The organism is Vibrio sp. TRT 29B02, from assembly GCF_050113655.1.
Classification (GTDB): domain Bacteria; phylum Pseudomonadota; class Gammaproteobacteria; order Enterobacterales; family Vibrionaceae; genus Vibrio.
In genome coordinates, this window is sequence record NZ_JBNJOJ010000002.1 from 210,046 (window position 1) to 222,940 (window position 12,895).

13 protein-coding genes are annotated in these 12,895 nt (G+C 45.7%); 2 read left to right on the forward strand and 11 right to left on the reverse strand.

The window, feature by feature from the left end:
• Positions 1-32: 32 nt before the first annotated feature.
• Positions 33-1,250 carry a sugar metabolism global transcriptional regulator Mlc gene (mlc, locus tag ACQEXT_RS02190; protein WP_269376020.1) on the reverse strand — a complete coding sequence of 406 codons (1,218 nt, stop codon included), beginning with the start codon at positions 1,248-1,250 and terminating at the stop codon, positions 33-35.
• Between the two features lie 339 nt (positions 1,251-1,589).
• Between mlc and pyk the strand changes: the two genes are divergently transcribed.
• Positions 1,590-3,032 carry a pyruvate kinase gene (gene pyk, locus ACQEXT_RS02195; protein WP_138970805.1) on the forward strand — a complete coding sequence of 481 codons (1,443 nt, stop codon included), beginning with the start codon at positions 1,590-1,592 and terminating at the stop codon, positions 3,030-3,032.
• A 43-nt stretch (positions 3,033-3,075) separates the two neighbouring features.
• Here pyk and ACQEXT_RS02200 read toward each other — a convergent pair whose 3' ends face one another.
• Both ACQEXT_RS02200 and ACQEXT_RS02205 read right to left on the reverse strand, forming a co-directional pair.
• Positions 3,076-4,224 carry a patatin-like phospholipase family protein gene (locus ACQEXT_RS02200; RefSeq protein WP_426950441.1) on the reverse strand — a complete coding sequence of 383 codons (1,149 nt, stop codon included), beginning with the start codon at positions 4,222-4,224 and terminating at the stop codon, positions 3,076-3,078.
• Between the two features lie 7 nt (positions 4,225-4,231).
• A complete protein-coding gene (locus ACQEXT_RS02205) occupies positions 4,232-4,324 on the reverse strand; it encodes a YnhF family membrane protein (protein ID WP_138970803.1) in 93 nt (30 codons plus the stop codon).
• A 132-nt stretch (positions 4,325-4,456) separates the two neighbouring features.
• On the opposite strand from ACQEXT_RS02205, the gene ACQEXT_RS02210 reads away from it, so the two are divergent.
• Positions 4,457-5,044 (forward strand): outer membrane protein, encoded by a 588-nt coding sequence (locus ACQEXT_RS02210; protein WP_138970802.1) that lies wholly within the window; start codon positions 4,457-4,459, stop codon positions 5,042-5,044.
• A gap of 77 nt (positions 5,045-5,121) precedes the next feature.
• On the opposite strand, the gene ptsG is transcribed toward ACQEXT_RS02210, so the two are convergent.
• The 8 genes from ptsG to acpP form a co-directional block, all read right to left on the reverse strand.
• A complete protein-coding gene (ptsG, locus tag ACQEXT_RS02215) occupies positions 5,122-6,552 on the reverse strand; it encodes a PTS glucose transporter subunit IIBC (RefSeq protein WP_269376026.1) in 1,431 nt (476 codons plus the stop codon).
• A gap of 444 nt (positions 6,553-6,996) precedes the next feature.
• A complete protein-coding gene (locus ACQEXT_RS02220) occupies positions 6,997-7,764 on the reverse strand; it encodes a TatD family hydrolase (protein WP_138970800.1) in 768 nt (255 codons plus the stop codon).
• On the reverse strand, positions 7,755-8,717 hold the full coding sequence (gene holB, locus ACQEXT_RS02225; protein WP_426950444.1) for a DNA polymerase III subunit delta': 963 nt from the start codon (positions 8,715-8,717) through the stop codon (positions 7,755-7,757). The genes ACQEXT_RS02220 and holB overlap by 10 nt, the downstream gene beginning before the upstream one ends.
• Before the next feature lie 3 nt (positions 8,718-8,720).
• A complete protein-coding gene (gene tmk / locus ACQEXT_RS02230; RefSeq protein ID WP_426950445.1) occupies positions 8,721-9,350 on the reverse strand; it encodes a dTMP kinase in 630 nt (209 codons plus the stop codon).
• The gene (mltG, locus tag ACQEXT_RS02235; RefSeq protein ID WP_426950447.1) at positions 9,347-10,363 is read right to left on the reverse strand and encodes an endolytic transglycosylase MltG; all 1,017 of its coding nucleotides are present in this window, start codon (positions 10,361-10,363) and stop codon (positions 9,347-9,349) included. Before mltG ends, tmk begins: the two co-directional genes overlap by 4 nt.
• Positions 10,360-11,163 carry an aminodeoxychorismate lyase gene (gene pabC / locus ACQEXT_RS02240; protein ID WP_426950448.1) on the reverse strand — a complete coding sequence of 268 codons (804 nt, stop codon included), beginning with the start codon at positions 11,161-11,163 and terminating at the stop codon, positions 10,360-10,362. The genes mltG and pabC overlap by 4 nt, the downstream gene beginning before the upstream one ends.
• 112 nt (positions 11,164-11,275) lie before the next feature.
• Complete coding sequence (fabF, locus tag ACQEXT_RS02245) at positions 11,276-12,517, reverse strand: beta-ketoacyl-ACP synthase II (protein WP_138970795.1); 1,242 nt, start codon at positions 12,515-12,517, stop codon at positions 11,276-11,278.
• Between the two features lie 90 nt (positions 12,518-12,607).
• On the reverse strand, positions 12,608-12,841 hold the full coding sequence (acpP, locus tag ACQEXT_RS02250; RefSeq protein ID WP_004406112.1) for an acyl carrier protein: 234 nt from the start codon (positions 12,839-12,841) through the stop codon (positions 12,608-12,610).
• Between the last annotated feature and the right edge of the window lie 54 nt (positions 12,842-12,895).

Here is a 12,895-nt window from a genome sequence, read left to right on the forward strand (position 1 = left end):
AGAAAGATAAAGGAACTACAGCTCAGAAACTACTATCCTTCGATAACCTTCATCAACAATAGACCATCATAAAGAGCTTGCTTGATTAATGCCGCTCCAGGCATCGTCGCCTGCTTATAGAAACGTGACTCTACCAGCTCTAAGTCTTGGTGATACACGGGTAAGCTTTGCTCTTCAATACAAGTTTGAATCGCAGGGTAAAGTACTTCTTTCGCTTGGTTAATCACCCCACCAATCAACACCTTTTCTGGGTTGAAGAGGTTAATCACAATTGCAATCGCAGAGCCAAGGTAACGGCCAAGTTTTTCAATCACATCAACAGCGAGCGGGTCGCCATTTTCAGCCGCTTCACAGATATCTTCTACGGTGATCTCTTCTATTTCCGACAGGGAAGAAGCTTCGCCCTGAGCGATACGCTGGGTCACCTCCCCCCTAATTGCCTGAGAACTGGCAACCGTTTCTAGACACCCACGGTTTCCACAATGACATAACTTGCCATTGGGATCGATTTGGATATGACCGAGTTCACCAATATTGCCATGACGCCCTTGCAGTACGCGTCCATCCAGCACAATCCCCGCACCTAAGCCGTGGTGAATAGAGATCAGAACCGAATTCTCATTATCTTGCGAATGACCGAACAGCTTTTCAGCTAAAGCCCATGCGCGCGTATCGTTGGCAATAAATACTGGCAACCCCGTCGCCTTGTATATTTCTGGCCCTAACGGCAGATTCTCAACATTGTAGTGCGGCATCTGCAACACTATCCCCTGCTCAGAGTTAACGAGACCTGGCAAAGTAATCGCGATACTGGTTACGCGATCTAACTGCTCTGAGTAGGTTTGAAAAAACTCATCAATTTCATGAAGTAAGCGAGCGAGAACATCATCTTGGTCCACTTCATGGATATCGATTTTGGTGTCGATTAGAACGTCCCCACCCAGCTCATGCAAAGCGATCGTTAAGTAGCCACGTCCAAGACGCATAGATAGGAACTGCCAACCTTCATTGTTGACTTGCAAACCAACAGCAGGACGTCCACGACTGGTCGCTTCTTGAACCGTGGTTTCATGAATAAGATGCGCTTCGATGAGCTCTCGGGTGATTTTGGTAATGCTAGCTGGCGCCAGCTCACTCTGTTTGGAGAGGTCAATCCGCGAAATAGGTCCTTTTTGATCAATAAGTTTATATACGCGGCCAGCATTGACCTGCTTGATATGATCAATATGGCCGGGTTGAGCCATGTACATAGAGTGCTCCAAATATCAACAACTCGACAATTTTTTTACTTTGCGAAGTAATTGTGAAGAGCTTTGATAGATTGCCGTGACAAGTGTCACGTATAAACATGATTCTTTGTGTTCCTAATCAAATAGCGAAGGATTTATCACAAATCGATTCGCATTTTTTTGCGTTAATAAATATCTCTTCAATCACCTTTTCACAGACCGACATCGAATTGTAATGTGATTTATTAGCACAGATTTTACTCAGGTATATACTTATAGCTAACCTGACGTAAGTACGGAAAAAAGCACAGGTGCCGCACGTTAACGAGTACGCGGCAAAGTCAAACCAAGGAGATCCGAATGACTGCAATCCAAAGAAGAACAAAAATTGTCTCTACTCTAGGACCTTCTACCGATCAACCCGGCATGCTGGAAGCAATTATCGAAGCTGGGGTCAATGTAGTACGGATGAACTTCTCGCACGGAACCGCAGACGATCATCGTGAGCGAGCAACACGAGTTCGTAACATCGCTGCAAAACTGGGCACTCATGTCGCAATTCTGGGAGACCTTCAAGGCCCAAAAATTCGTGTATCCACATTTAAAGAAGGCAAAATCACCCTCTCTATCGGCGATATTTTCACTCTCGACAGCGCCTTACCTCCGGGTGAAGGCAATAAGGATGCAGTCGGTCTTGACTATAAAGAACTACCAAACGATGTCTCGACTGGCGATATTCTGCTGCTTGACGATGGCCGTGTTCAGCTACAGGTCATTGCTGTTAACGGTACAGAAGTCCGTACCAAAGTTATTATTGGTGGCCCGCTATCAAACAACAAAGGGATAAACAAAAAAGGCGGTGGTCTCTCTGCTGAAGCGCTCACAGAGAAGGACAAGAAAGATATCAAGCTCGCAGCCGAAATTAACGTTGACTACCTTGCGGTTTCATTTCCTCGCAACGGGGAAGATATGAAGTATGCCCGCAGACTCGCGACCGATGCAGGGCTACAGACCCGTCTCGTCGCCAAAGTGGAACGTGCCGAAACAGTAGAGAGTGAAGCTAACATTGACGACATCATCATTGCTTCGGATGCGGTGATGGTTGCGCGTGGTGATTTAGGGGTCGAAATTGGTGACCCAGAGCTTGTGGGTGTTCAAAAACAACTTATCCGCAGAGCTCGAGCACTCAACCGAACCGTTATCACGGCGACGCAGATGATGGAGTCGATGATGGAAAACCCAATGCCGACTCGTGCCGAAGTAATGGACGTAGCCAATGCGGTCTTAGACGGCACCGATGCCGTCATGTTGTCAGGTGAAACCGCTGCGGGCAAATACCCACTAGAAACCGTTCGCTCGATGGCAGAAGTCTGTTTAGGGGCAGAGAAAATGTCCGCTGTAAACCGTTCTAGCTACCGAATGGAGTCCGTATTTGAGACAGGTGAAGAGACGATTGCAATGTCAACAATGTTTGCAGCAAACCACATGCGTGGAATCAAAGGCATTGTGACACTGACTGAATCCGGTCGTACCGCGCTTATGATGTCTCGCTTGAGCTCGGGGCTACCAATCTTCGCTCTCTCACGCAATGAAAGTACGCTTAATTTATCGGCGCTTTATCGCGGCGTATTCCCTGTCTTCTTTGATGATAAGTCAGCGACGGGGCTCGCCACGGCCGAAGCCGCTGTCGCCACCTTGAAGCAACGTGGATTATTAGACGATGGTGACCTAGTGATTATTACTCAGGGGGATGTGATGGACGTAGTTGGTTCAACCAACTGTATGCGTATCTTAGCTGCATAACAAGTCAGCACTCTGCAACCGTTAAGGGAGCGTATCAGCTCCCTTATTTACATACGACGGCAAGTTTGTCAGTACACTGAGAAAACGCTTCTACAAAACGAAATCCAGCGTCTAAACCCGTCTGGTAGTCATGCAGCAGATCTTCTCTCTCACTCATTAGTGAACTCGATTTCAGCGCTTGTTCGGGCCTAATTTGGATAACAAAACAGTCATCAGGTGGCGAATGCAAAAACTCTTGGGTCAACGAATAGGTTTGATAGTGTACCATCAGCATATCCGCTAAGCCTGAATCAAACTTGTCCCCTAACAAATGGCTCAGTCGATAAACATCATCCGCCCCAAATAGCCAACGTCCACCATTTAGTGATTCAAGATGTTTATGCTCTATTTTTTCCCGCTTAGCACGCTCAACCTGCGCGGCGAAAAACAGGTGCCAATCGTGTTTCCAGCGTCCAAGCCTTTCCTGAAAATGACCATGAATGAGATTAAACGAATCACGTAACCACATATTTTCCAATTGCTGAGTCTCAACAGGAGGCTTATCTAATAGATCATCACCTTCAGTCCGAATGACAACGATGCAACGCGCCTCTCTGCGCCACGCCTCCTGGACGGGTATCGAAGCAGAAACACCCCCATCGACATACTCGCCGTGAGGAAACTGTACTGGTTGATGATACAAGCGAGGAATCGCACACGTGGCTATGAGCACCTTTTTCCAATCTTCTTGCAACATTGGTAGGTAGTGGTCAAACAAACGCTCAGTATCGGTTACAGCGGCGTAGGCATGCCGATTTGCGAGTACCCTTCGGCCTAAATCTATATCTAGCCGGTATGGATAGTCGCTAATCTTATCCAAAGCCCAATCTAAACCAAGATACTGCTTACGACGAATATAACGAAACAGGTGAAAAAACTCAGAGTCAGTCGTCAGGTCGAGAATAAACGAGCGGCCAATACCTCTTTGGCGGCATAGGAAAGCGCACAAGTTTAATGCACCAGCCGATGTGCCATAAAAGGAGTGGAAGGGATCAAAATTGGAAAGGAGAAATGCATCAAGAACACCAGAGGTAAAAATCCCCCTTTGGCCGCCTCCCTGAGCAACCAAGGCATTGTTACCGCCAGTGTACTTTTTGAGCCTTTCAGTATCGAGTTGTACAGCAGCGTTGGTGATAACACCGCAGTTTTTCATCGAATGGCTACGCCGTCATAACAGCAGTAACAGCAAATCCGAGAAGAACAGCAAATACTGTCACTGTAATGATTAGGGCAAACTTCAGATCGTGTTGCATAGACACCTCCTTTATTGTGTAACAAAGTAATAACATCTATGTGAGCCATCTTCAATTAATACGTATTTTTTGTGTGGCATTATGATGTTAGCGTCACAATTAACGCATTACTGATCAGGAAAGAGGCTATAAATGAAACTCAAACATACCATGCCAATACTGTTACTTGTGACCAGTCCGGTGGCCTTTGCTGAGATACACATTTCACCTTGGATTGGCTACACCGCGGGAGGGAGTGTTGAAGACCAAGCTCAGAACAAGCTCGACTTAACCAGCTCACCAAGCTTTGCCCTGTCCATTGAAAGTGATATTGACAACGGTCGCATTGGGCTATTTTACAGCCAGCAAAATAGTGAAGTGGAAAACATCAACCTCAACTCATCCATCCACTACTTGCATCTGCAAAGCAGCATCTACTATCCGGTCGAGGACAAAATCTCAGCTTACTTGGGTATCGGGCTTGGAGCATCGTATATCAATGCAGATTGGGTTAAAGACGAAGTAGGGTTTTCAGCGAGTATCTTTACGGGAATTGAATACCGAGTGTCAGACTCACTTGCGCTTAACACTCATATTCGTTGGCTAGGAACGGTCGTGGATAACGAAACCACTGGAATATGCCAATTCAACAACAGTAGCAATGACTCCTGCGTGATTAAATTCCAAACAGATTGGATGAACCAATTCTCCGCAAATCTTGGGATTAGCTGGCGCTTTTAGTCGTACACCGATACATCTTCAGAGCATGAAAATAAGAAAGGAGGCTAATGCCTCCTTTTAATCAGTATGGGGATGGATTAACCGTGGTTACGAATCCACTCATCCATTTCTGTTTTCAGGTTGTCAGACTTAGTACCGAAGATAGCCTGAACACCACCTGCTACAACGACAACACCTGCAGCGCCTAGCTGTTTTAGTTTGTCTTGGTCAACAGCTGCTGTGTCTGCAACGGCAACACGTAGGCGAGTGATACATGCGTCAAGACCAGTGATGTTAGCTTTACCGCCGAATGCAGCAACAAGTTCACCAGCTAGGTCAGAACCAGTAGCAACTGAAGTCTCTTCTGTTTCATCTTCACGACCAGGAGTCTTAAGATCCATCGCTTTGATAACTGCGCGGAATACCACGTAGTAGATTGCAGCGTAAACTAGACCTACAGCAACCATCAGACCCATCTTCTGAGAGTTACCAGAAAGAACTAGGAAGTCGATTAGACCGTGTGAGAATGAAGTACCGTGTACAAAACCTAGAGTGTTAGCAACAACGTACGCAGAACCAGCTAGTAGAGCGTGAATTCCGTAAAGCACAGGAGCAACGAATAGGAATGAGAACTCGATTGGCTCAGTGATACCTGTTAGGAATGAAGTCAGTGCAGCAGAAGCCATGATACCCATTACTTTCGCACGGTTCTCTGGTTTAGCAGAGTGAGCGATAGCGATAGCAGCAGCTGGTAGACCGAACATCTTGAACATGTAACCACCCGCTAGCTGACCGAAGCCATTGCCCGCAGCACGAGAAGCCTCATCAGCCACTAGGTAACAAGTAAGTACGCCGTTTTGAGTTTCGCCAGCAGCGTTAACACAAGTACCTGCTTCGAAGAAGAATGGTACGTTCCATACGTGGTGAAGACCGAATGGGATTAGTGAACGCTCAACGATACCGTAGATACCGAATGCAACTTGTGGGTTTTGGTGAGCAGCCCAGTCAGAGAATGATGCGATAGCACCACCGATTGGAGGCCAAACAACTGAAAGAACGATACCAAGACCGATCGCAGTAAAACCAGTGATGATTGGCACAGCACGTTTACCAGCGAAGAAACCCAAGTATTCTGGAAGTTGGATCTTGAAGAAGCGGTTGAATGCCCATGCAGCAACACCACCTACTAGGATACCACCAAGAACACCAGTATCGATTTTCTCAACACCCATAACACCAGCCATTACGCCTAGTGTTGCAGTCATGATGCCGTAACCAACGATTGCAGCAAGACCTGCAACACCGTCGTTGTTAGTAAAGCCAAGTGCCACACCTACTGCAAACAGTAGTGCCATTTGACCAAATACTGAACCGCCCGCTTGTTCCATCAAATTCGATACGATATCTGGAATAAAGCCTAGGTCGGCAGCGCCTACACCTAATAAAATACCTGCAACTGGTAACACCGATACTGGTAGCATCAGAGCTTTACCAACTTTTTGCAGGTTAGCAAAAAGGTTCTTAAACATGTTTATGCTCCTGAAAAATTATAAGAATTATTGGGCTCTAACGGCACACCCCCGTAGCCTTAAATGTTAGCACCCAAAGAAAATGTAACCACATATGACAGTATATTTTCTGCCTCTAAATATATATTGTTGGTAATCAAACTTTCTAGCGAGTTACGAAATTTAGTTTCAAACTAATATATAGATCACAATCCAAAAGCTGATTTGAAATGGATTTCATCTTAATAACACCTTGTTTTTATTGATAAAATTAATACCACTTATTAATTTCGATGGGTAAATAAAATAGACACGGTTGTTATTTCATGTAACAAAATTACAACCCGTACATTTTTAGTTCTCATCTTCAACATATTTAGTAAACAAGGCTAAAAAAACGGTAGCACGTGATCTTGGACACAAAAAAAAGGAGCTTGCGCTCCTTTTTCGTACAAATCTCATTTTCTATCTCAAAAAAAGATTCCTGAAGTTTTCGCTGGTTTTTTGCCCAACCTCACCGAGTGAACACCCTTTAAGCTGTGCAATGTAGGAAGCCACCTCCACTACATACGCTGGTTGGTTCTGTTTACCTCGATGAGGAACGGGAGCTAAATAAGGTGAGTCGGTCTCAATAAGCAGCCTTTCAAGTGGTAAAGCTTTCACAACTTCTTTCAGCTCGGTGGCTTGGCGAAAGGTCACGATCCCAGAAATTGATATATAAAAACCCATTTCCATTGCGGCTTGAGCGAAAGGAAGATCCTCAGTGAAACAATGAATAACCCCACCACATTTTTCCGCATGGCCATTCGCCAAAATATTCAATGTATCCTGACGTGCATTGCGAGTGTGGATAATGAGCGGCTTGTTCAGCTTTACCGCCAACTCAACTTGCTGCTCAAAGCGCAGCTTTTGAAGTTCTGCGGTCTCAGGCTGGTAGTGGTAATCAAGACCCGTTTCACCAATAGCCACAACTTTGGGGTGAGAGGCATATTCATGAAGTTGATCGAGTGCGAAATCGCTTTCAACATCGAGAGGATGAACACCACAAGATGCATAGACATTATCGTATGGTTCAATCAACTCAATCATATTAGGAAAAGAGTCAAGCGTAACACCAACAGACAGTAGATCAGTCACATTGGCCGCTTTCGCCTTAGCAACCACATCCTCTATGCCATTGTGTAGCTCTTGATAATCTAATTTGTCTAAGTGACAGTGAGAATCTACGAACATATGTCCCCATTAAATTTGAACAGCCAATCAAGAATAAGCAACTCAGCATTTAACCCAGAGTGTAGTCTAAGCTGCTCTATGAGTTTGATTAATTCCTCAGTCTGTATATACAACTTCTGATAGTCCACTAGCTGTGCTACTTGAGCAGCCCCAGGTGTAAAAGACGAGGTATGCAAACCGTAGTGAACCTTTTGTGCATCTGCAAGCAGATACCATACCCAATTCAGTGATTCGCTAGGCTCTTGAGCAAGATCTTTAGCCAATTTGACAACATCCCCTTGCTGTCGGCATAGGGCAAGAAACTGCGATTCGAGCTCAAGATAGTGACTCACTTTACCCCGTTGAACAAACGTCAATGTCGCGAGAGGCGCATTACCATTAATATGGGCAGCGTAAGCAGGCACTTCACCAATCGACTGTTCGCTTAACCATTTGGCAACCGATTGAGATTCAGGAGCGGCCAAGTGCCACTGCTGACAACGGCTAGTAATTGTTGGTAATAGTGAATGTGAACGATGTGTTACCAGTAAGAACATACAGCTCGAAGAAGGCTCTTCTAACGTTTTAAGCAGGGCATTCGCCGCCGACTCATTCATCGCTTCGACAGGATAAATAACAAACAACCTTGCCCCAGATAGCTGTGACGATTCCTGCGCGAGTCGATTACATTGGCGAATCTGCTCGACAGTGATCGTCTTGCCCTCTTTTTCAGGCTGGATGATGTGATAGTCAGGGTGGCTTTTAGACTCCATCAACTGACATGAGTGGCAAAACCCACAAGCCTCAGCGGGATAGTTTTGACACATCACAGCCCGACTGAACTGCTCGATTAGTTGCTCGATACCCATCCCTTGTTGCGCGACGACAAGAGACGCGTTAGAAAAACGGTCAGTTTGTAGATTTGCCTGCCACTCCTGCCATAAGTCAGCCAGCCAAGGATAAAGTTGGTTCATAGGCTACGCGTTCACCCAATCACTTAACACGGCAGAGATATCCGCAGCAACCTTTGCAATAGCTTGCTCTGCATTGATAATCACAACAGAATCATCTTGATCAGCAATTTCCAAATAGCGTGCGCGTGTTCTGTCAAAAAAGCTCATGTCCATTTTTTCAATGCGGTCAAGCTCACCACGCCCTCGAGCACGCTCTAAGCCGACACGAGGATCGAGGTCAAGATAAAGCGTTAAGTCGGGTTTGAAATCTCCCAAGGTAGTTTTTTTGAGGGCCTGCATGGTTTCATGAGGAATCTGACGGCCACCACCTTGATAAGCTTGAGAAGACATATCATGACGGTCACCAACCACCCAGACACCATCAGCAAGGGCTGGCTTTATCACATTCTCAACCAATTGAACTCTGGCAGCATACATCAATAGCAGTTCCGTCATGTCCTGCAACTCTTCACCTTGGTGCTCTTGTTTCACAAGGGTACGAAGTTTTTCCGCCAATGCGGTACCACCAGGCTCACGTGTCTGCTGAATACGCTCAATCCCCGCCTGTTTGAGAGTTTCTAGAACAGCTTGAATCGCCGTGCTTTTACCAGCCCCTTCTAGGCCTTCGATAACGATGAATTTTGCGTTTTTCATTTGTTACTTCTTAATTGTTTTAGATACGCTTGAACAGCGCGGTTATGTTCAGCCAATGTTTTAGAGAAAACGTGACCACCCTTACCGCTTGCGACAAAATAAAGATAGTTGCTATCTTCAGGATTCAACGCTGCGGCGATGGAGGCCTCACCAGGCATAGCGATCGGTGTTGGCGGCAATCCAAAAATGGTATAGGTGTTATAAGGTGTCGGAGTACGCAGATCTTTTTTGCGAATATTGCCGTCGTACTTGTCTCCCATGCCATAGATAACCGTAGGATCCGTTTGTAGTCGCATACGTTTATTGAGGCGATTTATAAACACTGCGGCAACACGTTCACGCTCCGATTCAACAGCCGTCTCTTTCTCTATAATAGAGGCAAGAATTAGAGCCTCGTACGATGATTTAAGGGGTAAATTCGCCTGACGTTTTTCCCAGTGCTCATCAAGCACTGCCTGAAGCTTAGCCGCAGCTCGCTTTATAATATCAAGATCGGACGCACCAAATGTGTAGTGGTATGTTTCTGCGAGTAGCAAACCCTCAAGCTTTTGATGTGGTAAACCCACTAACTCGGCGATTTCGGCCTCACTGAGTCCCATTAACTCGTGTTCTAAGTATGGCGATACTTCTAAAATTTCTCGCCACTCTTTGAATGTAGAACCTTCGACAAAAGTGATCGCAAACTGATGCTCTTTACCTTGTTTAAATTGCATCAAGGCTTGCTTAAGATCAAGGCCAGGCTCAAGAAGGTAGGTTCCTGCCCTAAGCTGGGTGAGTTCGGGATGAAAACGGCGTACGAACTGAACCATATCGCTCGTTTCTATCAAATCAGCTTTGGTTAGATTAGCCAAAACACGATTAAAACTCGTTCCTGATTCAATCGTGAAAATTTCGGCTTGTTCGATCTTTATAGGTTGATCCACATAGTGTTGAACCTGCTTGGCAACATAGAAGTAGCCAGCCGCAGCGAGTGCGACTACCAATAGCAGAAAAAGAGTGATTTTTTTAATCACGAGTTAACCATCTCCTGAATTCGTTTAGTTATTGTTCCTATTGCAAACGTCTTTTCACCTATCTGGTTTACCGGTGCAACACCAAGAATTGAGTTGGTGATAAATACTTCGTCGGCGTCTAGCAGATCTGTCAAAGCGAAGTTGCCGACTTCGATTGCGATGCCATTCGCCTTGGCCCACTCCAAGATGACCCGTCTCATCACACCCGAAACCCCCGACTTAGAGAGATCAGGAGTACATAACTGGTTACCGCGAAGCCAAAACACGTTTGCCATGGTAGTTTCTATGACATGATCATCGATATTGAGTGCAATACCATCAGGTAAATGAGCGCCATCCATTTCGGCTTTCAGTAGCACCTGTTCAAGACGATTGTTGTGCTTATGCCCAGCCAATAGTGGGTTGTGTCCAAGCCGCGTAGTGCATATACCGAGCGACAATCCTTGCTCTAGCCATTGTTCATAATGAGGCGGATAAATAAAGTCGCTAATAGTAACATTTGGTGAGTCCACTTGAGTAGGGCTATATCCCCTGCCCCCTTCGCCACGACTAATATGGAGTTTGATACCAGCCCTATGATCTGATCTCACCACTCTGTCCAACCACTGCTCTACCTGCTGCCAATCAGGATGAGGGATTTGTAACAAGTCCAAGCAAGCGTTCATGCGATCTCTATGATATGACCAGTATTGAATGGTGCCATGTCTTGTCAGCATAGTGGTAAAACAGCCATCGCCGTATTGGAATGATCGATCGGTTAAAGAGATAAAATCAGAGGGACTGCCGTTAACCAAGAACATGTCACTTCCTTATATTTGTCTGGCATCGAAGCGCGTGAAAATCTTGGCTTATTAAATAACAAAACGGCTTAATGCCAAAGCATTAAGCCGTTTTAAACCAGAAAAAGTCTAATTAGATCTTCTTAAAGACTAACGAACCGTTAGTACCGCCAAAGCCGAACGAGTTACAAATTGCATACTCCATCGATACTTCTTTAGCTGTATGAGGAACAAGATCGATATCTAGGCCTTCCTCTGGATTGTCTAGGTTGATTGTTGGTGGAACAATCTGGTCAACAAGCGACATTACAGTAATGATAGCTTCAACCGAACCCGCAGCACCAAGTAGGTGACCAGTCATCGATTTCGTTGAAGACACCTTAACTTGTTTAGCACCCTCTTCACCTAGAGCGCGCTTAACGCCTTTGATTTCTGCCACATCACCTGCTGGAGTTGATGTACCGTGAGCGTTAACGTAGCCTACCTGAACACCAGTAATACCAGCATCACGCATCGCGGCTTCCATTGCTAGCGCACCACCTGAACCGTCTTCACTAGGTGAAGTCATGTGGTAAGCGTCACCAGACATACCAAAGCCAACAAGCTCAGCATAAATCTTCGCACCACGCGCTTTGGCGTGTTCGTACTCTTCAAGCACCATCATGCCTGCACCGTCACCGAGAACGAAACCATCACGGTCTTTATCCCAAGGACGAGAAGCTTTTTGTGGCTCATCGTTACGAGTTGACAGTGCTTTCGCTGCACCAAAGCCTGCCATGCCGAGTGGCGTAGACGCCTTTTCAGCACCGCCAGCAACCATTGCATCAGCATCACCGTATGCAATCATACGAGCTGCATGACCAATGTTGTGAAGGCCAGTAGTACACGCCGTCGAGATCGCGATGTTAGGACCGCGAAGACCACGCATAATAGATAAGTTACCTGCAACCATGTTAACGATGGTTGATGGAACGAAGAATGGGCTAACTTTACGTGGGCCTTTTTCAACAAGAGCAGTATGGCCTGCTTCGATGAGATCTAGACCACCGATGCCTGAACCAATCGCTACGCCTACACGAGGTGCATTTTCTTCGTTGATTTGTAAACCAGAGTCATCTAAAGCTTGGATACCAGCTGCAATGCCGTACTGGATGAATAAATCCATTTTACGCGCATCTTTCTTAGACATGTATTCAGTACAGTCAAAGTCTTTCACTAGGCCCGCAAAGCGAGTTGAGAAATTTTCGGTATCAAAGTGTTCAATATTTACAATACCACTTTGACCAGCTAGCAAGGCTTTCCAAGATGATTCTACGGTGTTGCCTACCGGTGACAACATACCCATGCCAGTGACAACAACACGACGCTTGGACACGATTTTATTCTCCGGAATTGAAATGATTCTATGGAAGGATAGAAGTGTTAAAAAGAACACAGGCGGCCAGAAGGCCGCCTGGGAGAGATATTACTGAGCGCTGTTTACGTAGTCGATTGCAGCTTGAACAGTAGTGATTTTCTCAGCTTCTTCGTCTGGAATCTCAGTGTCGAATTCTTCTTCTAGAGCCATTACTAGTTCAACAGTGTCTAGAGAATCAGCACCTAGATCGTCAACGAATGAAGCTTCGTTTTTAACTTCAGCTTCGTCTACACCTAGCTGCTCAACAATGATTTTCTTTACGCGTTCTTCGATGTTGCTCATTTTTTCTTTTCCTTTACAGATTTCGCCTAATGCGATGATTCCGTAGTTTATTCG